Source organism: Chryseolinea sp. H1M3-3 (assembly GCF_029360725.1).
GTDB lineage: Bacteria > Bacteroidota > Bacteroidia > Cytophagales > Cyclobacteriaceae > Chryseolinea.
On the sequence record NZ_JARKMY010000015.1, the window covers coordinates 46,950 to 70,966 of the forward strand.

Genomic DNA, 24,017 nt, shown 5'->3' on the forward strand with positions numbered 1-24,017 from the left:
TGTACCCGGTACGTAAAATGTTTATTTATAAAAAACGTAGTACAATTCATTCTTAATTTGACGTGACAGGTATAGCATTAGTTCACGCGCGTGGTAATCGCCCCACATACTCGATTCATTGCACGGAACTTTATAACCTTTGGGAATATTATCCCAGCCATTGGGTCGATGATAAACGGAATGCAAAATCAATCCTTCATGATCCTTTGAATGCGATAAATACTGATCTGATAGCAAGGCTTTTGCAACTGTTAATCCTGCTTGTGTATATTGTGATGCTGCGCTTTCGTCCTTTGCCTTCAAATAATTACCAAGACGCAATAAGCCTTGTGCAGCGATGGCAGCCGCAGAACTGTCGACGGGTTCATAATCATTGTAAGGATTGGATGCCCTAGTTAAGTAATCACCTAACCTTAATAGCCCTGGAGCACCTGTATCCCAGTATGGTATCCCGTCGGTCGCAGATTGTTCAATAAAGTAGTCGGCCGTTGCCCGGGCTGCCTTCAATAATTTTTTCATCAGGTCATTTTTGTCAATCACCAACTTGAACGCCTCAGCTTCCATTCCTTCGAAGTATTCTAACGATTCTGCGAACCCACAAATCGCCCAGGCCAGTCCGCGGGTCCATGTTGTAAATCCGCTATACCCTTGCTGCGAATTAGGACACCTATAGTTTCCATCGTTGACGTTAAAAATACACTCGTGCGCTGTGCGGCCGCGAACGTCGTATGCATCTCTTCCTTCGCCGTAAAATACTGAATAGGTACTGGTAGCCAATAAGTGCTGAACTGCCCTTTCAAGCAAATTTATCTTTTTATCGTTTTCCCCCTGCAACACATGTCCTAACGCATGGCTTGCAAGCAGTATCCGACAAGAACGTACAGTATCCACAAATAAAGATTGTGGTCCATTGAATGAATAGATAAATCCACCGTCCTTAATGGAAGTCCAACGCATGGCCTGGACGGCACCACTCACTTTCAAGGCGAGCTCATAAAAATTTCTTTCGTGCTCGTCGTGATCGATCTTGCCTTCCTTCATTAACCTCAGCAGATTTCCATACGTACTAATGTTGTTGAATCCATGATCATGCACACCTTCGTGTGTGAGATGCGGAGCCATTCGTTTTACCGTGTTTTTCCGTCCGATCTCCAAGAATTGTTTGTCGCCTGTAGCATCAAATTGAAGAAGTGAAGATCCATATTGAAATCCCTGAGTCCATTCAGTCCAGCCCCGTGTTGAATATTTTCCATCGACTGTAAATACTGGTGCACCTCGGTTCGCATCAAAATTTCTTTCAATCGCCAATATCTTCTCCCCGGATAATTCCCAAAACCGGCTGATGGTGGATGAGAGCTGACTAAGTTTTAATTGTGAATCAATCTTCATCGATAGAAGTTAAGTGTTTAGGTAGTTAAGTGTTTAGGTGTTTAGGTGTTTAGGTGTTTCTGCCCCCTTTCAGGTTCACTCAAGTTTTAAACGTGGCAAGATAATATAATGATGAATAGAGGCAAACCTGGGCTGTCGGACGAAGGAGTGTTGGGGTGTTGAGGTTCGAAGTGTTGGAGTTCGGCTCGATCCCAAGGTTACCAACGATAAGACTGTTGAAGCGGCGAGGGTAACGGGTTTAGTAGGGTACGTAAGATTTTATCTGCGCAGCTGAGGTCTGCTAGTCTTAAATCTTAGTGGGCTGCGGTTTACAAAAAAATGTTTTAGCTCCACGCTTTTTGACCTGGTTTCAAAGGAACACAGGCTTCATAATGCCCTGGAACTGCCACGTGGTTTAATGCTTTTGTGGCGCCGATTTCGGACGTAAAATATCCGAGCAGGGTGAGTTGCTTCATCATTGAATAATAGTGATTTTCAGGATCGTCGGTCTTTTTACTGTCTTTATACTTTGAAGCTTCAGCATCTACGGTCAGCAGCAATTCATGTTTTTCTTCCGGCTTCAGTTTTACAAAGCTCTTGTCATATTTTGATTCGCTCGCTTTGTCCAGCGTAGCAATACCATCCATGAAAATTTTCTGGTCTGCTGGACTATAACAATCCTTCAGCATAATATCCATGAACTCACCAACTTTAGCCTCTTTAGCTCCTGGTGACGAAGGTGTTGTTGGCAGGATGGTTTCACCTACTTCGTTCATAAAAGAAATTTGATCATTCGTAAGCAAGCCTGTGGATGATGGCCCTTCAGGTTTACTACTGCACCCAGTGAGAAATGCCTGTGCCCCAATGACCGTACCGCCAACTAAAAAACCAACAGCCGATATAGCTTCTCTTCTGTTCATATCTTTTGCTTAAATATTTTGCTTATTCAATTCGTTGATGGCACTATCAACCGCCCTAGCTGTTAAAGCCATATATGTAAGCGAAGGATTCTGGCACGCCGTAGAGGTCATGCACGCACCGTCGGAAACAAAAACATTTTTTACGGCATGCATCTGATTAATGCCATTTAACATAGACGTTTTAGGATCCTTGCCCATCCTGGCAGTTCCCATTTCGTGAATAGCGAGTCCAAGTGGCTGGTTAGAATCGGTTTGTTTTATATTCTTAAATCCAGCAGCTTCAAGCATCTCAGAAGCAGTTTGCAGAATATCCTTCACCATATTTTCTTCGTTCTGCTTGTTTTCGCTGTCAATCTCAAGCAACGGCATACCCCACTGATCCTTTTTGTCTTTGCTTAAACGAACATGGTTTTCAAAGTAAGGAAGGTGTTCGCCCATGCCCGTAACGCCCATCGTCCAGGGTCCGACCTCAGTAAGTTTTTCCTTAAAGGCAGCACCGAGGGGTTCGTCGTTCTCCCCTACATTTCCTCTTCTTCTGGAAGCACCACCGGAAAATGAGTATCCTCGCAGAAAATTGTCTTGTTTATCTTTCCCGAGGTTTCTGAACCGAGGGAGATACCAACCGCCAGGTTTACGACCATAGTAATACATATCTTCAAATCCTTCGTATTCCCCGTATGCTCTAGCCCGATAGTTATGGTCCATGAGGTAATGACCTAACACGCCGCTATCATTCCCTAATCCATTTGGAAATCGGGATGAAGTTGAGTTCAATAAAATCAAGGTTGTATTGAGGGTACCGGCATTAACAAAAATCACTTTCGCATAAAATTCCATCTCTTCTTTCGTGTTGGAATCAATAACGCGAACTCCGGTTGCACGCCCTTTTTGTTCGTCATAAATAATAGAATGAACAACCGAGAATGGCCTTAACGTCATGTTGCCTGTAGCAGTCGCTGCTGGGAGGGTGGCAGAATTAGAACTAAAATATCCGCCAAACGGACATCCCCGGTGACAAAGACTTCGGTATTGACAAGGCCCTCGTCCATTGTGTTTTTGTGTAAGGTTGGTGGTCCGAGATATTACGACATTACGGCCGGGAAAAGTTTTGTTTACGGTTTCCTGAAAATGTTTCTCCACGCAATTCAATTCCATGGGAGGCAAAAATTCACCATCCGGGATCTGATAAAGTCCGTCACGGTTTCCGCTTACACCAATAAATTTCTCGACATACGAATACCATGGGGCAAGATCTTTATAACGAATTGGCCAATCTACTCCATGACCATCTTGGGCGTTAGATTCAAAATCAAATTCACTCCAGCGCTGAGTCATCCGGGCCCATAACAAAGACTTACCTCCTACCTGATATCCTTTGATCCAATCAAAAGGTTTTACCTGCACATAGGGATGTTCATTATCCTTTACAAAAAAATGTTCAGTTGCTTCTCCAAATGCATAACACTTGCTTACGATGGGATTTTCTTGTTCTATTTTCAAAGGCAATCTTCCACGGTGCGGCAGCTCCCATGATTCTTTTGTAGCCGTTGGATAATCTTTAATGTGTTCTACATTTCGGCCGCGTTCCAACACAAGTGTCTTCAAACCTTTTTCACAAAATTCTTTCGCGGCCCATCCGCCGCTCATCCCTGAACCAATAACAATAGCATCGAAGCTATTTGCTTTGCTAGCATCTCCGACGATGTTTGGAGCATTTGCTGAATCAATCGAATCTTTCATTTCGTTGTTGTTGCATCGTAAATGTAAGGGATCCTTCGAAAAGTTATTTAGCCTCCTATGGAAAAGAAAAGTCAAAAAATGTCGTAAACCTACACCTGGTTTTCGAAATGATTTTGGCCGGCAATCCGTCGCTTTAAATAAAGAACTATTGAATTTTACGGGTAATATAGAAAAGAAAGAAGTTCGCAAGTTTTACATTGCGAACCTCTTTGCGTTTGATCTTAAAGTAGAATCTTGAATTCAATTTTAAACGAAGAAAGGAACGCCTGGCGTGGCATACTTCTTCATTCCTTCTTCGTTGATCTCAACACCAATGCCCGGTTTTTCTGAAACTGTTATGAAACTATTTTCAACCATAGGCCCATCGTATTTCACAATTTCCTTAAACATAGGATTGGTGTGAAAATAAATTTGCCATTCCAATATCATAAAGTTAGGAACAGAAGCGCAAACATGAGCCGCCGCCATGGCTCCCAGGAAAGAAGCAACCATATGAGGTGCAAAAGGTACATAATATAAGTTGGAAAGATTAGCGATACGCTGACCTTCACCGATACCGCCGGCTTTCTGCAAGTCCGGCATTATGATATCCACGGCACCGATCTCCAACATTCTTCTAAAACCATGTGCGAGATAATGATTTTCGCCGGCGCAGATAGGCGTACTGGTAGACTCGGTGATCAATTTATAGGCTTCAACATTCTCCGCCGGAATCGGTTCTTCCAACCACATTAAATTCAAATGCTCTAATCGCTTGGCAACTTGCTGGGCCGTTGGAAAATCATAACGTCCATGCATATCACAACAAATATCGATGTTAGGACCAACAGCTTCGCGTGCAGCTGTTACCTGATCAACCATGCGCTGCAATTCCCCGGGACTAGCCGTCCAGTTGTAGCGGTCATATTTTGCCGGATCATTAAACTGATCCAAGTCGAATTTGATAGCATTGAATCCCAGTTTCTTTGCTTCAAGGGCGCTGTCAGCAAAGTCTTTCGGTGTTGGTAAATTATTTTGATAGAGTGCCGTATCACAATATACCCGGACTTTATCGCGGAACTTTCCGCCAAGTAATTGATAGACCGGGAGGTTGAGGGCCTTCCCTGCCAGATCCCACAAAGCAGTTTCGACCGCTGTTAAGACAGAAACAAACATACCCGATTGAGCACCTTCAAAAAATCCTGAACGTCTGATGTCTTCAAATAATCTGTGAACATTCAATGGACTTTTACCTTTTATTCTTGCTTCAAACATTTTAACAAGATGATAGGTGCCGGGCACAGCATCTACGCCTTCACCGGATCCCCAGATATCTTGATTGGTATAAACTTTAACGAACAAGCTATGACCATTGCGAATGTAGCCACACTTGATCTCAGTGATCTTAAGATCGGCTGGTTTCGATAACATCTTCGGCGACTTTTCAAGCGCATTTTCCAGGCCGTTTCCATAGGTAGCAGCGAGTGGAGCAAAAAGTCCCGCGGCAAGCGCACCTTTCTTTATGAAGGATCGTCGTGAATTTGAGTTAATCATTGGAATTGGGAGGATTAGAATTAAGAATGTTTATGGGTTTATAAATGTCCGACATGATTACCACGTGCGGGATTTTAACATCTCCTGAATTTGTTCTTTAGGTACAGGAAGGTCATTGATGTGTTCGTTTAACCAAGCGGAGAAATCCTTCTCAATCTCCGGCGACCAACGTGAATCTATTTGACCCGGCGTATATTTTTGTTCGCGTAGCCGTTGGTGTCCGAACATGTCTCTCAAGCGGACTATTTCCGAAGTTTTTACAACCTTTTCGGCAAGGTGCGCAGGAACGAAAATTACCCCACCATCTCTCCCTAAAACCACATCCCCGGGCATCACCGTAGCCTTACCAATTCGCGTTGGTTTATTAATGCCGATGAGCGTCGTATTCAACGCTCCATCTGGATTATTCAAATGATGTGAAGGATGATAAGATCTGAAAAAAGAAGTGAACGAACCGATTTCTTTTAGTCCGTTTACATCGCGAAGCGCTCCATCATAAACGACACCGTTACCGGTTTTCGTGTAGATGGAATTTCCCAGGTTATCTCCTATTGTAGGCCCATCCTCGTGCGCACCAAATTGGTCGACGACATACACATCGCGTTTCACAAGCATATCAATCGTCCACGAGTTCTGAGATTTTACACGCTTATCTTTTGTATGACCTTTCTCGTCTATAACGCGATGAATATCGGGACGGCCGGGAACAAAAATAGCGGTTACTGCCCGTCCAACGAGTACACTATCAGGATTGATCGTCATCCATCCCTCATCATACTGATGCTTATAGTTTTCATTGCGGAGAACGGCCCAGGCTTCTTCCAGTGTGACGAGTTTCATGCGATCCAATATGGAATCCGGTACTTTTGGCCGGCCATCAGGAAAACGTTCTCCCTTCCATTCAGGAGTTAAAAAGAGAAGTTCCTCTTTCGTGATTTGTTGTGCAGTTGCACCCGTGCAACATGCCAGTAACATTACAAGTACGAGTAGTCGGTTTAGCTTTAACATAGCTTGATGGTAAAGAATTTAATTGGGTTATAAATTTTTCAACAAACAAGATATAGAAAATGAAAACGCCAGGAACACCGCGGGAAAAACCTTTTTTGAATGGCGTGAATCTTCCTTCTTCGGTTGTTGCATTTGCAAAGAGAGGGAAGGTCCTGATTTCTCATCAAATTTCGTCCATTTCTTTCAAGACTATTTCCAGTTGTTTCAGTGGCTGTTTAAAACGTTTCCTATTGTCAACAATGGTTGCGGTGATGAAAAGCGTGAGGTATACTACAAAGAAAATAACAACTACAGCCAATTGCTTTTCAATAGCGGGAATGATCCTGAGATTTGAAAGTAGCATCACCATGATAAAACACGTGAGTGGTATTCCAATAAAGTCGAACTTCTTCTTGAAACGAAAAAAGGCTGACAATTGCTGATAGTGAATTTTCAGGTTTGATTTAATATCGGATACAGCACCTTGAACTGGAGCTATGGCGCGCAAATTCTTTCCTCCTATTCTTTTCATAAAAACAATTGTATAGGGTATGTACATGACTATCCCCGCCAAGGCGTAGGCCATAATATGCCAGTTCCCCCAATGACGCACCACAAGGTGCGTCATTACTGCATAAATAATCATGTGCCACACGCCAATCGCGACAATGTATTCAAATATAATTTTGTTTTCCTTTTTAATGCGTGTCCTGATAGCATCGATAAAATCCGATTTACTAACCATCGCGGTGTTGGCTTGATGCGTACTGCATCCCTGTAGCCATACTTTTTTTATATCCTCAATTTGTGCCATAGTTCTAAATTTTTATTTCATTTTATCTTTCAACCGCTCTTCCAGTTTCTTTTTAATTCTGACCAGCTTAACGCTTACGTTATTTCTACTGATGCCAACGATGGAAGCTATTTGATCGTAGCTGCATTCGTCTAAAAATAATAACACAATTGCTTTATCGACCGGCGACAGTCCATTAATGGCCGTGTATAACAATGTCATTTGTTCGTCAAGAATTTGCTGCTCATTGGAAGATGGTACTTCAAGTATTTTTCCTGTCAAGGATTCTTTCTTAAACGACCTTTTCTGTTTTCTATATCCAGCGATTGCCGTATTCAGCGCCACCCGATACATCCATGTAGAAAATTTTGAATCTCCATTGAAACTTGGATACGATTTCCACAATTGATACAAGATATCCTGAAAAAGATCGTCTCGTTCATCGGGATCCAAATAGTAGCTGTTGCAGATACGATGAACGATTCCGATGTTTGCATTTACATCCTCCAAAAATTTATCTTCAAAAGCAGCTTTGTTCATCTTCCCATAAATTCATAGCAACTACGGTATTAGTAGCAGTGCTTGATAAAAAACTACACCGTTGCATTAAAATAAATAGAGGAACCTTCCCTTGGAAAAACTTGGCACGTAACGTTAACACACTAACATTCTAATGCGCCTGCAGCGAATTGAGAATATTCTTAAGGGAGGCTTCCAAATCTTCGAAGGTGGATTTGGAGAGAAAGTAATAGACACCTAATCGGTTAAATTGATCAATTTCCTTTTTGTTGATGGCGTTCGAAATGATAATAATGGGAATTTTTTTGAGATCCTTATTCCGCTTAATTGCTATGACACATTCGATCCCGTCTAGCTTCGGCATATAGAGGTCTATAAAAATAGCATCCGGTCTGTTCGCCTGGTTAAACAACTTATCCAGCGCTTCCACACCATCCGTTGCGGTAGTGCAACTGATCGCCGGGTCGATCCTTTTTAACGCGCGTGTAAAAAAGACCACATCCACTGGATCATCATCGGCATAAAAGATCTCCATATTTCTCGGTGATTACTATATCATCATAAAAATAGCTTTAAATGATCAATAAGTTATAACCTTTTCAAGAACATTCACCTGTTCTATTAATCAAAAATTACGCCTTCAAGAGATATATAGGGTAATCAATAGAAGTCGAACGCTTCAATGCAAACCAGCTTGGAAATATCTTTAGTCTATCCCGAGGGTTGTTCTTCCTTTCACAGCATCCTTTATCCATGTAGACTTCATGAGGATTTTTTTTAGATTATGATCTAGGCGCCTGGATCTTGCGAAACAGCATGATATCCACTCCCTTTTCGTGCTTACAAAACGCTGGAAAATCAAACTGCGCAGCATTCAAAAACTTGCTCCCCATCAGGGTATACCCCTACTTATGTCAGGGATATCATTGAGAAAATTAACCATCAAACTTCACTGCAAGAAGCATCTCATTTCAATTAGAATACTGGTGTAAGGGATTCAAGCAATTTGCTATTTAACCTTTGCCTGGCTCAAGTACATTTAAACATTAATAGAACTCGGTAATGAAGATTCTGGTATGTGACGATGACGAAACAATGATGGGTATGATCCGCTTCAAACTCTCACGTGAAAACCTGGGCGAGGTCACTACTGCGTCGAATGGAAAGGAGGCGAAAGCAATCTTACAAGTTGAAACATTTGACCTGGTGATAACAGACATCCACATGCCATTTCATTCAGGCCTTGAAATCATTAATTTTATTCGGAATGATTTAAAGAAAGAAACTCCAATCATTGTATTGTCAGCTGAAGGTTTAGAAAACACCGTGCTTCAGGCTTTTGAAATCGGTGCAAATGATTTCATTTCCAAACCCTTTAGTCCAGCTGAACTTGCCGTCAGAGTTAAACGAATTCTGAAGAAATAACGTCGTTATGTTGTGGTTAGAAAAGTTGATCAATGGGGAAATTCTAACAAGTAAGGAACTGACCATTATCACGATTGCCCTCGTGTTTTTTTCGGCAGGATTTGCATTTATTGTGACACTCTTCTTAAGCAGGATAATCAAGTCACACCTTCAGGGCCAAAAGAAAAAAATCAAAAGTAAGTTTCAGAAAATGTTGAATGCGTTGGTAATCAACGAGACGTTCTCGACTACCGAAGTTCCGGATTCAGCTTTCGAATTTCGAATGGGAGAAATAAGGAGCATGCTTGGTTCATCAAACTTTGCGCGACAGGTATTGATTGATCAAATACTGGAGCTAAAAAAAAATCTGTCCGGCAGTGCCGTACACGTGCTCACTGCAACCTATTTCGCACTGAAGCTCGAAAAACAAAGTTTAAGAAAACTTAGGCGTCCAGCCTGGAGAAAGAAAGCCCTTGGCATACGAGAATTAAGTGAAATGAATTACAAGCCGGCCATTCCAGCGATTTCTAAATTTATTAATTCATCCAATCAAATGCTTCGCGAAGAGAGTGTTATGGCCCTGGTGAGACTAAATACGGAACAGTCTTTAAAATTTCTCGACATTTATTCCGGGGTCATTACCCCTTGGATGCAAATCAACATCCACCATTATCTCCAGAAATCCGATTTAAGAAAACTTCCTCAGTTCAGCCGTTGGTTTTCAAGCAATAATGTCAGCGTTGTATTATTTAGTATCAACATGGCGAAACATTTCCGGCAATCATCCGCGATAGCTCCGCTCCTCCTCCTCTGTCATCATCCCGAAAAAAAAATCGCAGAAGAAGCGATCGATGCCCTGGGTGAACTAGAAGCTTTTGAGCACAGGGAAAACGTTGTGAAACTAGCGCCAAAATATTGGGAGGATGCTGGGATCTCCGTCAAAGTGCTGCAATGCCTGGCCAAGATAGGCGACCCATATCAGGATACACACATTCTTCTTGAATTCCTTAACCACAAAAGCTATGACGTTAGGTTTGAAGCCGTTAAAACGCTAAAGAAGTTGGGAGTTTCAACCCAGCAGCTATCTGCATTCCCAACCGTGAAAGGAATTGTCGATCATACCACTGAACCTTTGTTGCAGTAAAATGGAAGTTATTGGCGAAATATTCTATTATATTATAAATACACTGGTATTCACTTACGCAGTCGCCATTGCTGTTTCCTATCTATTGCTGGCCTTCATTTCTATGCGAGAGATGAAGATGTACATGCATAAGAATTACTTTATTGACTACAAGTACATCTTATCCTCTCCGTTTGCACCAAGTATATCTCTCATCGCGCCGGCTTATAATGAAGGGTTGACTATCATTGACAATATTAAATCACTGATGTCGATCATGTACAATAATTTTGAGGTCATTATTATCAATGATGGCAGCAAAGATGATACGCTGGCCAAAATGATTGATGCCTTTGATCTTGTCAAAGTTGACTTCGACCTTCAATATACATTAGCAACCAAGCCCGTCAAGGGGATTTACAAATCCAGAAATCGTGCATTTAAAAAATTATTAGTAGTAGATAAAGAAAATGGTGGTAAAGCAGATGCGCTGAATGTAGGCTTGAACATTTCCAAGCGAGAGTTGGTCGCTTGCATTGATGTTGATTGTATTATTGAGCCAGATGCTCTGCTAAAAATGGTTAAACCTTTTTTGGAAGATTCTTCGGAAGTAATTGCCTCAGGCGGTGTAGTTCGGATAGCGAACTCATGCATTATTGAAGACGGCCGTTTAATTGAAGTGAGACTGCCCGAAAAACTAATCGCCCGGATTCAAGTGCTTGAATACATACGGGCGTTTCTACTGGGCCGGATGGCGTGGAGCAAACTTAATGGGCTATTGCTCATTTCTGGGGCTTTCGGCCTTTTCAAAAGGAACATCGCCATTGAAGCCGGAGGATACAATCACAAAACTGTTGGCGAAGATATGGAACTGGTCGTCCGCATGCGCGCTTACCTTGCCGAACAAAACCGAAGATGCCGGGTAGTGTATATACCCGATCCGTTGTGCTGGACGGAGGCACCATCCAATTTTCAAATACTTGGCCGGCAACGCAACAGATGGGCAAGAGGAACATTTGAGACCTTAAAACTTCATAAGCGGCTTTTCTTTAATAAGAAATATGGTATCATGGGTCTGCTTAGTTACCCATATTGGTTTTTCTTTGAATGGCTGGCACCTTTTGTAGAATTCTTTGGCCTGCTGTTTTTCTTCATGCTGGTATTGATGGGCATGGTCAACTGGACATTTTTCTTCTGCTTACTGATTGTGGTTTATACGTTTGCGTTTTTTATCTCAATGTTTTCGCTGTTATCGGAGGAAATGTCTTTTTATAAATACACGCATAAAAGGGATATCATAAAAATGATACTCACCGCTTTAGTAGAGCCAGTGTGGTTTCATCCACGAGTGGTATGGTGGTCACTGAAAGGAAATTTTGATCTCATCAAAGGCAAAAAAGCGTGGGGCGAAATGACGCGTCAGGGTTTTGTGCAGTATAAAACTAAAAAAGCCACATTGTGATGAAAGAGCGACTAATATCCGCCATTAGAGGTTTTGCAATCGTCATTACTATTTTTTTAGTGGTAATCTTGTTGCTGCGCTTTTATGAGTGGCACGCAATAGCTGAAAGGATTGAATTTAGCTACGAGCTTTTTCGGGGTGTGCTGTACGATATTTCGTCAGCTCTTTTCTTTGGCGCTATTGTTTTTGTGCCCGTTATCCTCGTTTTCCTGTGGCACGCACAGCTTGGCTACGGATTATTGGTAGCACTTTGCAGCCTGTATATCATAGTTTCTTTCGGGTTAACCCAATATTTTTCTATTACGCTGATTCCCTTGGGCGCCGATTTTTTCGGGTACACTTGGAACGATGTGACCACGACGGTACGCGCCTCGGACGGCCTAGACGCCGTTCCCATTATACTGCTCCTGCTGCTGATTGCATTTTTTATCGTACTTTCCTATTTATTGAAAAAAGTCAAGTGGCTTGATAAGCTTCCCTTCGCATTCACACTCACAATTGTTCTGGCCATGTTGCTACTTGGGCTTTTGCGCCAACGTCCGTCAAGTAATGATTTCGAAAGCGAACTTGAGTACTATTCGTACTTAAATAAAACAGACTTCTTTATCGGCAGAACTTTTGATCATTTTTACGGATTCCTATCAGAAGATTTTTCATCCGCTGGCTATCCTTTTCTTCACACGATGAAGAAGGACAACTCCCTGGAGGGTTATTTCAACCTAAAGGATTCACTACCTAATTTTGTGTTCATCCTGGTTGAAGGTCTCGGAAGGGATTTTACATGTGCGGATGCGTTGTACGGAGGTTTTACTCCTTTTCTGGATTCATTAAGTCAACAAAGTTTGTATTGGAAGAATTCACTAAGCAATGCAGGGCGAACGTTTGGCGTGCTACCCAGTGTTTTCGGTTCGCTTCCCTATGGAAAAAATGGTTTTATGAGCTATGGTGCGAAAATGCCTGCACACAATACACTGTTAAGTTTATTGAAGCCATCCGGATACACTTCGAATTTCTTTTATGGGGGCAACGCTAATTTCGACAACCAGGATATTTTTCTCGAAGCGCAGGGTGTTAACTACATCCTCGATGAAACCAAGTTTCCATCATCATATAGGAAGATGGCTGCGAACAGCGAAGGATTTTCCTGGGGTTATCCTGATCGCGCAATTTTTGATAGGTCACTGGAACTTATTGCCAAAAACAATCAATCGCCTCGCATTGATATTTATCTCACACTTTCTACACATGAGCCTTTTCGAGTTCCGGAAGATTCGTATAAAGCGCTCTTCGACGCGAAGCTACACTCAATAGATTCAGGCAAACGAAAAAAATACATCGACTACCGAGGTGTTTTTGAATGTTTACTTTACACAGACAACGCACTAAAAGAATATTTTCTCCGCGCTGCAGGCCTTCCTGATTACAACAATACAATCTTCATCATTACAGGAGATCACCGCCTTGTGCCGGTACCTGCTGACAACAAACTCTCCCGGTTCCATGTGCCTTTAATTATTTATTCGCCATTGCTTAAAAAGGCTGAGATCTTTTCAAATATCACCACCCACGCGGACATAACTCCAGCCATACTAAATCTTCTCGGCGGCAAGTACCAGATTAAACTACCCGACAGCGTATCGTTTATTTCTTCCTCGCAGCTGGGGAATAAAAATTTTTCAAGCTCGTTAGATCTAGGGTTGATCAGAAATAAAAACGAAACCATGGATTACATCGAAGGTAAATTCATGCTTTCTGAAAACAGGCTATACGAAATTACACCCACCCTCGACCTTGAGCCTTTTCATGACGAGAAGAAACTTCGTCAATTGTCCGAAAAATTAAAGACGTTTAACCAAAAATCTTTGCTTGCCTGTGAACGTAATCAGCTCATCAAAGAAACGAGTGAGCGTCGTCCTTCCAATGTATTTAGGTTCACCAAAGACGAAAAAGATTTCTTTAAAGCCATCCAGGTTGAGAAGTCAGATGTAGATCGGTTGTTTGTTCAAGCGCGCGATTTGGCGTTCGAGAAGAAGTACGCCGAAAGTCGTGCATTGACGCGTTACATCTTAAATAATAGTCCGAATTATCATGATGCCAGAATACTGCTAGCCCGCACTTTTGCATGGGACGGCAATTATGACACAGCCAGATATTTCCTAAAGCAAGTCTTGGAACGATCTCCAAATTATGAAGACGCGTTAATGGCCACGATTGACGTCGCCTATTGGAGTGGCAGTCATGAAGAAGCCTATGCTATTTCTCTCGCCCTCACTGATTCAGCCGTTAGCGCCGATTTGAGGGCCAGAGAAGCCAGAAGCTTTTTTCTGGTTGGAAAGAAAAAAGAAGCCAAGGAAATGCTGCAACACATTCTGCAAACAAATCCTGACCACCAACTAAGTCGCGATTTACTAACTCAACTGCCGTGATGAAATCCATTGCCTTTGTTTGTTTTTTTATTTATTACATGATGCAGCCGTTGTACGTTCATGCGCAGGACCACTGGAAATCAAAATCAGTGGATGAAATCTTAACGCTTGCCCGCGATGAGGCATTGCATGGCAACAGGGAGAATGCAAGGAACATGTTGCGGTATATTCTTGAAAAAAACCCTGATTATCATGATGTCCGAATATTACTTGGTAGAACGTATGCATGGGATGGTAAAAGAGCGGAAGCCCGTAAAGAACTTCAAGTGGTTTTATCGAAGAAGGATCATCACGAAGATGCATTGAGTGCTTTGATTGATGTGGAGATGTGGGATGATCAGTATGCTCAGGCCCTGGCCCTTGTGGATTTGGCGCTGACGAGTTATCCGAACAGCGAAGAATTTCTTTTTAAACGGGCACGCATTCTAAACAATATGAAAAAAGATAACGACGCCATTATCGCTCTTAATCAATTGTTGGTTGTATATCCATCACATGAAAAAGGACTAGCGCTACTTAAAGTTATAAAAACAGAGCAGTTGAAATACACAGCGGGTATTTCATATAACATTGATGCATTCAGCAGAACGTTTGATCCGGCTCACTACGTATCGGCACAGTTGGGAAGGTCGAACAACTGGGGTTCGTCAATTCTCAGGTTAAATTATGCTAGTCGCTTCGAAACAAATGGCTTTCAAACCGAAGTGGATCTCTATCCTAAAATTGCTAAGGGCGTCTACGTTTATCTAAACTACGGATTTTCTTCCACGGGTCTTTTTCCTGAGCATCGTGGGGGCGCAGAGATTTTTAGTAAGCTTCCAAAAAGTTTAGAGGTATCCGGTGGAGCCAGATATCTCTACTTTGATACCAATACCAAAATCACTATTTACACTGGCTCTATTGGTTGGTATTTTAAAAGCTATTGGTTGTCCGTTAGGCCCTACATCACACCTGACAAAGTAACGGGTACTTCGGTTTCAACCACAGTCTCCATACGAAAGTATTTTGCCACTGCCGATCATTACATCGGCTTGAGTTTAGGAGCTGGATTTTCTCCCGATGAAAGGCGTTTCCAGAGTGGCGCTGGTTTGAGTGACGACGGAATCTATACATTAAAATCCCAACGAATGGGTCTAAGTTGGAACAAACCATTTCCGCATAATTTTATTTTTACAGCATCGACTGATTTTCAAAGACAGGAATTAATTTTTGATGAAGGAAATTATGTACTGATATATAGTATAGGCATGGGGTTGAAGAAACGGTTTTAAAACTCTGTCAACAATCATATTTACATCGTCTTCAAAAATATTCCGATAAAGGCGGCAATAAAGATAATTATTGGTTCCTGTACCTTCTTGTATTTCAATAGTATTGCAGTCACGGCCACAGCAATTAATATTGTGGGAATATCGCTTAATGTTCTTTTCGCTAAAACAAGAACTGCTCCTGCTATGGCACCTATTGCCGCTGCGGTCACACCATCCACAAAAGCTTTTATCGCAGGATGTTTGCCATACTTTTTGAAATATGGCGCCGGTATAACAGTAAATAAATAACAAGGAAGGAAGGTAGCGAGCGCTGCCACACAAGCGCCGGGTACACCAGCCACCAGGTAACCAATAAATCCTACCGTAATAACAACAGGCCCTGGAGTGATCATAGCAACTGCTACTGCATCGAGAAACTGTTGTTCATTCAACCATTGATATTCCTTTACAACCCCACCATACAGAAAGGGAACGATAGCAAGGCCGCTTCCGAAAACAAAAGCGCCGGCCTTCACAAAGAACCAAGCAATCTCCCAAAGTTTGGATTCAGTCACAACCGGTTGAACCTGCACCAGAATAGCAGGTAAGATTCCATTTGCCCCTGATGCCAGCCATTTCGGCGGGGCTTTAGCAAACCATACCACCACGCCAGCCAGCAATATAAGCCACAAATTTTCCTCCTCCATAATAAAAGTTGGAGCCGCTAGCGCGATGAATATTATCCATAGTAATTTATCATTGCCAATACTTTTCCTGGTTAGCCTGTAACTTCCAACGGCAATAATCCCGACCACTGCTGCGCCGACACCATAAAATATAGCCTGCATCCATGGAAGTCCTCCGTAAGAAACATAGGCATACCCGATGAGTAATACCATGATGAAGGATGGCAACACAAAAGCAAGTCCTGCAAGAGTAGCCCCAAGAATCCTGTAGTGAACATAGCCAATATAGATAGCAAGCTGAGCCGCCAATGGTCCAGGCGCCAATTGCGCCAACGCAAGTCCTTCCTTATAGTCATCTTCACTAATCCACTTCTTATGATCAACCAGATCACGATGCATATAACCCACGAGCGCTACGGGCCCGCCAAATCCCCATGTGCCAATCTTCAAAAAATAAATTATTAAATCCTTTAAGGAGTAAGATGATATCATGTCGTATTCAGATTTTTGGCGACCAAAAGTGTTTTTCATCGTGAACATATTTCGCCCAGCTATAAAGCGCGTCGTATATTTTCATTCCGACCGCAAGTTGGTCATGATCATTCGTATAATTGAAGGATAGCCCCGCCGATATTGCCCATAGACCCGCCGCCTCAGGCGCTAGGTTAAAATTATCAGTATCAGCTCCCCGAACAATCAATGCAATCTGACGAACGGCAGGATCTAGCAGTTTATGTTTCTTGATAATATAATCAAACGTACAAAAATCACCTTCATGGGAATACTCAGCACCAGGTATATCGTAAGGGATGGCGTCAAATTCTTGGGCCTTACTGAAAACGTCCTCTTTAGGAACGTAAATGAATTCAGCTTCTTTGTCCACAAAATTTTTGATAAGCCACGGGCAAGCTATACGGTCAATCTTAGGGCGTTCTCTGGTTATCCATTTCATAGCTTCATGAATTTTGGCTTATTCTTTAGTTCTTAAGTCGAAGGAGTGAAAGAAAAAAAGACGAATTGTATTTGTAGACAAGTACGTGTTACCGGCAGCCTCTTGCTGAAATACATTCATATAACCTAGTTGAGCATTCAGGTGCGAAGTGAACTGATAACCTAAGCCCACAAAAAATCGGTTTTGGTCAAACGTATTATAGAGAATGCGTTTACCAAAATTCAGGAAGATTTCATTCGCAACGGCAATGAACGGCGTCTTTGGCACCATCTCTTTACCTTTCAGCGGGATAAAAAAAGACATATTGTACCGTAGGCGGTAATTAAAATTGTAACCATCTTCCAAGACATCATTGGCAATTTTTCGGTTAAAACGTTGTTCAAATCTCAACCAATGAAGTGTGGTTAGTCCTGGATATTTTTGATTCCACCAGATTTGTTGCCAGGCTCTATGTTCAGGACGTGATGTATCCAGTCCCTTCGCCGGGAAGTGATTAACAAAAGCATATCCCACATTAACCCTTAAGTTGTCTTTGATGAAATACGTTAGGGCCGGCCGAAATAAAATTTGAAACGGACGATCTACAAAGTTGTCTGTTTGCCGGTAATGAACATCAAGCCAAAGCCCTAGTTTATTGGTAAGCCTGGCTTGGCTAAAATATCCAAACCACAATTGATCACGATGATGCATTTCTTTCTCAATGGATTGTGCGGAGCATACCTGACGAGATAAAACACCGATGGCCAAGACCATTAAAAAGGAAACAAAGGAGCGGCTCATACTCAATAAAATTATTTGAGTACAATGCTATCAAGTATCGGGTAGGCAGTCTAGGAGAAAATTTACTTTTGGTATTTTATTTACTTTTCGCGCAAACTTTTTCGATATAATGCCGGACTTTTGCCTGTATATTTTTTAAAGATCCGGTTAAAATGGCTTTGATCAGAAAAGCCCGTGAGATATGCTATTTCAGCCAGGGTGTGTTTGGAATCATTAAGTAGCAGAATTGCTTTTTCAATTCTCAGTTTGCGAATGTAGTCACCGAACGAAAGGTCATCAAAATATTTCGAAAATTCCCGCGATAAATAACTTGGGTGGACATTCAAACTTTGAGAAAGTTCTTTTAGATTCAAGGTAAGATTGGTATCAATCTGATCCTGGATAATTTCCTTCAGTTCCCTTGCCCATGCCGGTGTCTTGCCGGATTTTTGTTTGAGAAACTTTTTATAAACATCTACCAACAGATTTTCTATCGGGTTCTGAGTATGCTTTTCATTTTGAAGGTGTTTTGCCCAACTATACAACGCATCATAAATGACTATTCCTTTTTCCAGGAGTTTATAATCGTCCGCAATATTGTATGAAAGCCCGGCAGAAATGGCCCATAGCCCTGACGATTGACTTGCAATATCATGTCGATCGGTGTCGGCCCCTCGCACGATCAAGGCCATTACCTTCAATGAGGGGTCGGTTAGGTTGTGTTTCTTAATGATGTAATCAAACGTACACTGATCCCCATAGTGTGTATACTCTACATTTGGAATGTCGAACGGAATAGCGTCGAGACTTTTTGATTTTGGAACGACTTGGTCAAAAGGTGCGTAAATGAACTCTGCATCTTTATCTATAAAACGCTTGATCAACCATGGGCACGCAATGCGGTCAATCTTCGGGCGTTCACGGGTAATCCATTTCATGCTAGTCTTTCTATAAATATGAAGTTAGATCCTATAACAAGTTTTTTTCAAGAAAGGAAGACAACGGTCTCACTTGAATTATAAAACCTGAAGCAAGGAAAACCGCTCTTAAAAAAACGAAAAAACAAATCACAGTTTGGTTTTCAGAATTTTATTTCTTTTTTGAGTGAGCAATTTATTTTCCTTTTTTAAAAGTGTTTCGAGGGTTTCGTTTTTTAACATTTCGACGGTAGCATTACGGACCTGAATAAAGGCGAATTTCACCGAACAGGTCTCCTCATCTTCACACTCATCACACGACTCATAATAGTTTAATGAGGCGCACGGCACAGCAGCTATCGCTCCATCAAACAAACGAATCACCTGCGCAAGATTGACTTGGTCAGGCGGAAGCCGTAAAGTATAACCACCACCTTTCCCGGATTTACTAGACAGAATACCAGCTCGTTTTAAATCTAAAAGAATCGCTTCCAGAAATTTTTTCGGAATATGACATATCTCGGAGACATCCTTAATCAGGTGTTTTTCAGTTGGATTTTTCGCGATATGGATCAGTGAGTGGATGGCGTATTTGCATTTTTTAGAAAGCATAAAATTTCAATCTGTAGCCTAAAGTTAAGATCTATGAGCAATTATTTTGCCCACGACCAATTAACAAATATTTCTGATTAAAATAATTATCAGAAAAGCTTTCACTGCTTCCATAACTAGGTACCATCGGCTAACCCGAAATCGTAGATGAACTTTCAGTATCTTGTTTTGGTAAGTCTACCTGCTACAGTCCCATTTTCGTGTGATGCAGCCTGACTTTTCCAGTCACTGAAATTATATTCGATATGATGGGAAATAAACTAAGCGAAATGAGAATTGATGAGAGCATCTAATCTAACAATGACACGTTTCGATTGAAGATATCTTTCAACGCCCGGTTCGCAGCGTGATAACCACACATGCCATGCACACCTCCTCCCGGTGGTGTAGATGCCGAGCAGATATAAATTCCTTTTGCTGAAGTCCGGTATGGAGACGATCGCAGCGCGGGGCGCGTAAAAAGTTGTCCGATATCAATTGCCCCAGCGTTAATATCGCCGCCGACATAATTTGGGTTATAATCTTCCAACTGATTTGAATTAAATACATGCTTTGAAAGAATCCGATCGCGAAAACCAGGTGCAAAACGTTCAATTTGTTTTTCGATATTGTCAGTCATGTTTTGCGTGGAACCGTTTGGAACATGGCAGTATCCCCAAACTGTGTGTTTTCCCACTGGCGCCCGGGATGAATCGAATAAACTTTGCTGTGCAAGCAAAACGAACGGTTTGTCGACGTGCTTTCCTTTCCATGTCAAGTCTTCTGAGTATTCGATTTCTTTATAGGTATTACCAATGTGAACAGTTCCGGCTTGTCTGCATGCTTCGTTCGTAAAAGGAACCGGACCATCCAATGCCCAATCGACTTTAAATACACCCATCCCATAACGGTAGCGTCTAAGCTGCCAGGTATACAGTGATGAAAATTTGTGCCCGGCTATTTCCAATAGTTGTTTTGGGGTTACGTCGAGCAAAACAGTTTTGGCCGGAGGCAATTGATTCAATGAACGAACATAAAAATTGGTTTCGATTTTTCCGCCGAGTGAAGTAAAGTAAGAAGCGAGTGCATTTGCTATTTGCTGGGATCCTCCTTTGGGCATTGGCCAACCTCGAAGATGGCCCGCCGCAAGCAAAACAAATCCAATGGCAGCGGAAGCTATGTTCGTTAACGGCTGCAATGAATGGGCTGCCATTCCCGCCCACAAACCTTTGGCTTTTTCAGTTGTAAATCGATTCGAAATGCCGTGTGCAGACTGAATTGCATTTAATCCAAATCTCACAAAAGCCACTGGATGTTTTGGTAGTCTCAGAGGGGCTAATACATCCTGGGCAATTAAATCCCAGTCATTTACCAAGGGTTTGACCTGTCTCTCATAAACGGGTCCATCGTTCCCCAATTGTTCAATTGTACCTTCCAAAGAATTCATTAAAACAGCAGCCTCACCGTTGTCAAATGGATGTGCTGCGTTAACATGCGGATAAATGTACTCTAAGCCATGTTCTTTCAACGGAAGTGTATTAAAAAAAGGTGAACCAACAGCCATCGGATGAATGGCAGAACAAATGTCATGCATAAATCCGGGCAGTGTTAACTCGGTAGTGCGCAACCCTCCACCGACGGTCTCTTTTGCTTCAACAACCAATACGGAAAGTCCCTGCTGTTGCAAGGTAATTGCTGCTGACAATCCATTCGGGCCAGAGCCCACTATAACTGCATCATATTCCATGTCTAAGGTCTGAACGGGAATCTACTAATCTCTTTTGGAATAATTCTTCCGCAGTGAAGACATTCCATGGCTACGGTGACGAAATTTCGTTACGATAACCATGGAAAGATCGAGTCTATAAAACCTAAAACCCTTCGGCGTCAGAAGGAATGACGCAACGTTACACCAAAGGTTCTTTGATCACCCAGAACCGCGGCATAGTGACCTGCACTTCCCCCCGCAGGTAATAATTGTTCAAAGTAATCTTTGTCCAACAGGTTGCGCCCCCACACTGAAAGGGAGGTCCCATTGGCTACGCGTATCCCGAGCCTTCCGTTGAGCAATGCATACCCATCGATATTTAGAAATGCCGATGGAGATGGGCTGGAAGAAAATGATGAACGATAATAAGTATCGAGCGCAATAAAAAATTTGCCTTCTTTGGTTAGAAACTTTACAGGCGTTACGAACTCACCGCCCAGGGACCCTGCCCATTTGGAAATACCAGGAAGCTCACTGCCGGAGATGTCCTTGAATGCAGATTCCCCCCCCACTTCTTCGAGCGGAACCGGAGCGTTTGTAAAGGAAACATATTCACCTTTTGTAAAGGCTAATGCAGTATAAAATGAGAAATGGCTATCGATCTTTACGTTAGCGTCGAGCTCAGCGCCCATCACACGCACCTTTTCAGCGTTGGCTAAGTAGCCACGATTCACACCAAGTTCTGCTGTCTGTACTTGTGTCTGGTAATCGTCAACATCGGTATTGAAGATTGTCAGGTTCAATGTGGACCCAGAAGTTGGCGTTGTCTTTAGACCAATTTCAAAATGTGTCACATACTCAGGTTTAATCTTTGCGAGATCCAGCAAAATTTCCCCTCCGGCAGTAGGCAAACCACCTAAGTTCACACCAACGGGTTTGTAACTGGTAGAGAACGTAGCGAAGGTATTGATTTGTTTAGCAACGGTATACGTTACTGTTACTTGTCCAGAGAGATTTTTTTCCGAAGCATCTGCTTTAAAGGCTTGATCCGTATACACGACACGTTTTAATGCGAGTAATGCGGGATCATCTGTTTGTAAACCGCCATAGGTTTGCCGATCGTAGTCGACATCTTTTGTATCGTAATTATATCGTATCCCGGGCTGAACGTGTAGACGATCCGTGATAGCCCAATCGATATTAGCAAATACCGCGCCCCCGAAACTTTCTAGTGTGCTATTGGTTCTTATGCCGTATCCGTCGAGAAGTCCTGGCGTTTTCCACAAGTCGCTGGTAGAATTTTGTGAAAAGCGCCATTGCGCTGAGCCTGACTCTTCAATGTGAACGGGATCTGTAACGAGTTTCTGACCGATAGCAAAGACACCTATCACCCCACTTAAGTTCGACGAAAAATCGCCCGAGTAACGGATCTCTTGGGTCCAGTTTGTATGTCTTGAGGTAGCCTGTGATAATGCCAATGCCTGCAAGCCGGTGAAGTCACGGTCATTCGAAGGGTCCCAATTCCAGTACCGCCACGAAGTGGTGGAAGTCAGCGTGCCAGGGCCTATTTGCGCTTCCAGATTAAGTGCTAACCCTCCCAGATCATTGCCCGAACGCCATGGCGTATCATGATCGATTACACGGTCAAATGGGTTCTGGCTTGGCAAGCTATAACCAAGATCGGCAATGATCTGATTGAATTGTCTGTAGGGAGCACGTTGTGTCTGTACCACACCCGCGACTACTTGCGCATAACCATCCGGGCGTTGACGCGAAAGGTCACCAGACAATGTGATTTCAATTTGGTCTGAGGGTGCGTAAAGCAGTTGTGCACGGAAACCAAGGTTATTAATATCGTTCACAGATTTACCTGTGGCAACGTTCTTCAGCACACCATCACGCTGAGTCCCCGAAAAAGACACCCGTGCAGCAAATTTCTTGCCCAGGGGACCTGTGATCGAACTCTTCGCCTGAATGTATCCAAAGTTTCCATAGCTCACCTCGAAGTTTCCGGAGGGTGTAAAACTCGCTTTCCGGGTGGTGATATTGAATGCGCCAGCAGTTGTATTTTTTCCAAAAAGTGTTCCCTGTGGTCCGCGCAATACTTCGATCCGTTCAATGTCGATAAAGTCGAGTGCAGTTGCAGCAGGACGCGCATAGTAAACACCATCGACATAGAAGCCGACACCTGGGTCGATGCCATCGTTAGTAAGTCCAAAGGTTGAACCTAAGCCGCGAACGTTGAGGGTAGTGTTGCGGGGATTGGAGGAGTAAAGTTGTACCGTAGGAACTAATTCCTTAACACGATTTACATTGAAAGCGCCTGACTCCTCAATGGTCGCGCCTGCCACTACAGAGATAGGAATAGGAACATTTTGCGCGACCTCTTCTCTTCTTCTGGAGGTCACAACAACTTCATCCAGGAGACTATCATCAATGAGCGATATTTCTAAAGGCTCCTCCGGTAGTTCATAAACTTCAATCTCCTGCGTTTTATAGCCGACTAAATTGATGACCAGCGTGAAAGGTAACTTTTGGGCTGCAGCAATATTAAATTCCCCATTTGCATCTACAACCGAATAAACAGAGGTGCCTTTTATTGAAATGGTTGCACCGACGAGTGATGCACCATCGCTATCTTTTACCACACCCGTCACAGCGCTTTGGGCGAATGATGCGCTACTCAGCAATGTTAGTGATATTACAAAGAATATGATAACCTTTTGTTGCACGGCTGATTTATGGCGCGCTCCTAACCTAACGGGGTAGCTGTTAGCCGATAAGTGCCGAACGATTTTAATAAAGTTGTTGTCGTAGAATGATTTCATAAAATTTATCTGAAAATTATGGGGTTCGTGTTTTCTACCGCGCCATTTGGA

20 protein-coding genes are annotated in these 24,017 nt (G+C 42.6%); 5 read left to right on the forward strand and 15 right to left on the reverse strand.

Features of this window, described 5'->3' with window-relative positions; all coding sequences use genetic code 11:
• Nucleotides 1-21: 21 nt before the first annotated feature.
• The 8 genes from P2W71_RS23140 to P2W71_RS23175 form a co-directional block, all read right to left on the reverse strand.
• Nucleotides 22-1,389, reverse strand: coding sequence for a glycoside hydrolase family 88 protein (locus P2W71_RS23140; protein WP_276373784.1), 1,368 nt, complete (start codon nucleotides 1,387-1,389; stop codon nucleotides 22-24).
• 323 nt (nucleotides 1,390-1,712) lie between these two features.
• On the reverse strand, nucleotides 1,713-2,288 hold the full coding sequence (locus P2W71_RS23145) for a gluconate 2-dehydrogenase subunit 3 family protein (RefSeq protein ID WP_276373785.1): 576 nt from the start codon (nucleotides 2,286-2,288) through the stop codon (nucleotides 1,713-1,715).
• 9 nt (nucleotides 2,289-2,297) lie between these two features.
• Nucleotides 2,298-4,028 (reverse strand): GMC family oxidoreductase, encoded by a 1,731-nt coding sequence (locus P2W71_RS23150; RefSeq protein WP_276373786.1) that lies wholly within the window; start codon nucleotides 4,026-4,028, stop codon nucleotides 2,298-2,300.
• A 246-nt stretch (nucleotides 4,029-4,274) separates the two neighbouring features.
• Nucleotides 4,275-5,561, reverse strand: coding sequence for a mandelate racemase/muconate lactonizing enzyme family protein (locus tag P2W71_RS23155; RefSeq protein WP_276373787.1), 1,287 nt, complete (start codon nucleotides 5,559-5,561; stop codon nucleotides 4,275-4,277).
• Nucleotides 5,562-5,618: 57 nt separating this feature from the next.
• Nucleotides 5,619-6,536 (reverse strand): RraA family protein, encoded by a 918-nt coding sequence (locus P2W71_RS23160; protein ID WP_276373950.1) that lies wholly within the window; start codon nucleotides 6,534-6,536, stop codon nucleotides 5,619-5,621.
• 196 nt (nucleotides 6,537-6,732) lie between these two features.
• The gene (locus P2W71_RS23165; RefSeq protein WP_276373788.1) at nucleotides 6,733-7,362 is read right to left on the reverse strand and encodes a hypothetical protein; all 630 of its coding nucleotides are present in this window, start codon (nucleotides 7,360-7,362) and stop codon (nucleotides 6,733-6,735) included.
• Between the two features lie 12 nt (nucleotides 7,363-7,374).
• Nucleotides 7,375-7,881: a sigma-70 family RNA polymerase sigma factor gene (locus P2W71_RS23170; protein ID WP_276373789.1), complete on the reverse strand. Its 507-nt coding sequence runs from the start codon at nucleotides 7,879-7,881 to the stop codon at nucleotides 7,375-7,377.
• Nucleotides 7,882-8,011: 130 nt separating this feature from the next.
• A complete protein-coding gene (locus tag P2W71_RS23175) occupies nucleotides 8,012-8,395 on the reverse strand; it encodes a response regulator (RefSeq protein WP_276373790.1) in 384 nt (127 codons plus the stop codon).
• A 527-nt stretch (nucleotides 8,396-8,922) separates the two neighbouring features.
• Here P2W71_RS23175 and P2W71_RS23180 point away from each other — a divergent pair.
• Genes P2W71_RS23180 through P2W71_RS23200 form a run of 5 tightly spaced genes read left to right on the forward strand, consistent with a single transcriptional unit; the run spans nucleotide 8,923 to nucleotide 15,546 of the window.
• Nucleotides 8,923-9,285 (forward strand): response regulator transcription factor, encoded by a 363-nt coding sequence (locus tag P2W71_RS23180; protein WP_276373791.1) that lies wholly within the window; start codon nucleotides 8,923-8,925, stop codon nucleotides 9,283-9,285.
• Between the two features lie 7 nt (nucleotides 9,286-9,292).
• Nucleotides 9,293-10,408 (forward strand): hypothetical protein, encoded by a 1,116-nt coding sequence (locus tag P2W71_RS23185; protein WP_276373792.1) that lies wholly within the window; start codon nucleotides 9,293-9,295, stop codon nucleotides 10,406-10,408.
• Between the two features lies 1 nt (nucleotide 10,409).
• On the forward strand, nucleotides 10,410-11,849 hold the full coding sequence (locus P2W71_RS23190) for a glycosyltransferase (protein ID WP_276373793.1): 1,440 nt from the start codon (nucleotides 10,410-10,412) through the stop codon (nucleotides 11,847-11,849).
• Nucleotides 11,849-14,275, forward strand: coding sequence for a sulfatase-like hydrolase/transferase (locus P2W71_RS23195; RefSeq protein WP_276373794.1), 2,427 nt, complete (start codon nucleotides 11,849-11,851; stop codon nucleotides 14,273-14,275). The genes P2W71_RS23190 and P2W71_RS23195 overlap by 1 nt, the downstream gene beginning before the upstream one ends.
• Nucleotides 14,275-15,546, forward strand: a complete 1,272-nt coding sequence (locus P2W71_RS23200; RefSeq protein ID WP_276373795.1) for a YaiO family outer membrane beta-barrel protein — start codon at nucleotides 14,275-14,277, stop codon at nucleotides 15,544-15,546. The genes P2W71_RS23195 and P2W71_RS23200 overlap by 1 nt, the downstream gene beginning before the upstream one ends.
• A 20-nt stretch (nucleotides 15,547-15,566) precedes the next feature.
• Here P2W71_RS23200 and P2W71_RS23205 read toward each other — a convergent pair whose 3' ends face one another.
• From P2W71_RS23205 to P2W71_RS23235, 7 genes are all read right to left on the reverse strand, one after another.
• Nucleotides 15,567-16,742, reverse strand: coding sequence for a chromate transporter (locus P2W71_RS23205; protein ID WP_276373796.1), 1,176 nt, complete (start codon nucleotides 16,740-16,742; stop codon nucleotides 15,567-15,569).
• Nucleotides 16,711-17,163 carry a chromate resistance protein ChrB domain-containing protein gene (locus P2W71_RS23210; protein ID WP_276373797.1) on the reverse strand — a complete coding sequence of 151 codons (453 nt, stop codon included), beginning with the start codon at nucleotides 17,161-17,163 and terminating at the stop codon, nucleotides 16,711-16,713. Before P2W71_RS23210 ends, P2W71_RS23205 begins: the two co-directional genes overlap by 32 nt.
• A gap of 18 nt (nucleotides 17,164-17,181) precedes the next feature.
• Entirely contained in the window at nucleotides 17,182-17,943 is a 762-nt protein-coding gene (locus P2W71_RS23215; RefSeq protein ID WP_276373798.1) for a DUF2490 domain-containing protein, read from the reverse strand.
• Nucleotides 17,944-18,023: 80 nt separating this feature from the next.
• The gene (locus P2W71_RS23220; protein WP_276373799.1) at nucleotides 18,024-18,860 is read right to left on the reverse strand and encodes a chromate resistance protein ChrB domain-containing protein; all 837 of its coding nucleotides are present in this window, start codon (nucleotides 18,858-18,860) and stop codon (nucleotides 18,024-18,026) included.
• A gap of 129 nt (nucleotides 18,861-18,989) precedes the next feature.
• Nucleotides 18,990-19,451: an Rrf2 family transcriptional regulator gene (locus P2W71_RS23225; RefSeq protein WP_276373800.1), complete on the reverse strand. Its 462-nt coding sequence runs from the start codon at nucleotides 19,449-19,451 to the stop codon at nucleotides 18,990-18,992.
• 289 nt (nucleotides 19,452-19,740) lie between these two features.
• Entirely contained in the window at nucleotides 19,741-21,177 is a 1,437-nt protein-coding gene (locus P2W71_RS23230; protein WP_276373801.1) for an NAD(P)/FAD-dependent oxidoreductase, read from the reverse strand.
• A 140-nt stretch (nucleotides 21,178-21,317) separates the two neighbouring features.
• Nucleotides 21,318-23,966, reverse strand: coding sequence for a TonB-dependent receptor (locus P2W71_RS23235; RefSeq protein WP_276373802.1), 2,649 nt, complete (start codon nucleotides 23,964-23,966; stop codon nucleotides 21,318-21,320).
• Between the last annotated feature and the right edge of the window lie 51 nt (nucleotides 23,967-24,017).

Excerpts from the sequence above, each read along its gene's own strand:
- P2W71_RS23140 (WP_276373784.1), bottom strand. The coding sequence starts at position 1,389 with ATGAAGATTGATTCACAATTAAAACTTAGTCAGCTCTCATCCACCATC.
- P2W71_RS23145 (WP_276373785.1), bottom strand. The coding sequence starts at position 2,288 with ATGAACAGAAGAGAAGCTATATCGGCTGTTGGTTTTTTAGTTGGCGGT.
- P2W71_RS23150 (WP_276373786.1), bottom strand. The coding sequence starts at position 4,028 with ATGAAAGATTCGATTGATTCAGCAAATGCTCCAAACATCGTCGGAGAT.
- P2W71_RS23155 (WP_276373787.1), bottom strand. The coding sequence starts at position 5,561 with ATGATTAACTCAAATTCACGACGATCCTTCATAAAGAAAGGTGCGCTT.
- P2W71_RS23160 (WP_276373950.1), bottom strand. The coding sequence starts at position 6,536 with ATGTTACTGGCATGTTGCACGGGTGCAACTGCACAACAAATCACGAAA.
- P2W71_RS23165 (WP_276373788.1), bottom strand. The coding sequence starts at position 7,362 with ATGGCACAAATTGAGGATATAAAAAAAGTATGGCTACAGGGATGCAGT.
- P2W71_RS23170 (WP_276373789.1), bottom strand. The coding sequence starts at position 7,881 with ATGAACAAAGCTGCTTTTGAAGATAAATTTTTGGAGGATGTAAATGCA.
- P2W71_RS23175 (WP_276373790.1), bottom strand. The coding sequence starts at position 8,395 with ATGGAGATCTTTTATGCCGATGATGATCCAGTGGATGTGGTCTTTTTT.
- P2W71_RS23180 (WP_276373791.1), top strand. The coding sequence starts at position 8,923 with ATGAAGATTCTGGTATGTGACGATGACGAAACAATGATGGGTATGATC.
- P2W71_RS23185 (WP_276373792.1), top strand. The coding sequence starts at position 9,293 with ATGTTGTGGTTAGAAAAGTTGATCAATGGGGAAATTCTAACAAGTAAG.
- P2W71_RS23190 (WP_276373793.1), top strand. The coding sequence starts at position 10,410 with ATGGAAGTTATTGGCGAAATATTCTATTATATTATAAATACACTGGTA.
- P2W71_RS23195 (WP_276373794.1), top strand. The coding sequence starts at position 11,849 with ATGAAAGAGCGACTAATATCCGCCATTAGAGGTTTTGCAATCGTCATT.
- P2W71_RS23200 (WP_276373795.1), top strand. The coding sequence starts at position 14,275 with ATGAAATCCATTGCCTTTGTTTGTTTTTTTATTTATTACATGATGCAG.
- P2W71_RS23205 (WP_276373796.1), bottom strand. The coding sequence starts at position 16,742 with ATGAAAAACACTTTTGGTCGCCAAAAATCTGAATACGACATGATATCA.
- P2W71_RS23210 (WP_276373797.1), bottom strand. The coding sequence starts at position 17,163 with ATGAAATGGATAACCAGAGAACGCCCTAAGATTGACCGTATAGCTTGC.
- P2W71_RS23215 (WP_276373798.1), bottom strand. The coding sequence starts at position 17,943 with ATGAGCCGCTCCTTTGTTTCCTTTTTAATGGTCTTGGCCATCGGTGTT.
- P2W71_RS23220 (WP_276373799.1), bottom strand. The coding sequence starts at position 18,860 with ATGAAATGGATTACCCGTGAACGCCCGAAGATTGACCGCATTGCGTGC.
- P2W71_RS23225 (WP_276373800.1), bottom strand. The coding sequence starts at position 19,451 with ATGCTTTCTAAAAAATGCAAATACGCCATCCACTCACTGATCCATATC.
- P2W71_RS23230 (WP_276373801.1), bottom strand. The coding sequence starts at position 21,177 with ATGGAATATGATGCAGTTATAGTGGGCTCTGGCCCGAATGGATTGTCA.
- P2W71_RS23235 (WP_276373802.1), bottom strand. The coding sequence starts at position 23,966 with ATGAAATCATTCTACGACAACAACTTTATTAAAATCGTTCGGCACTTA.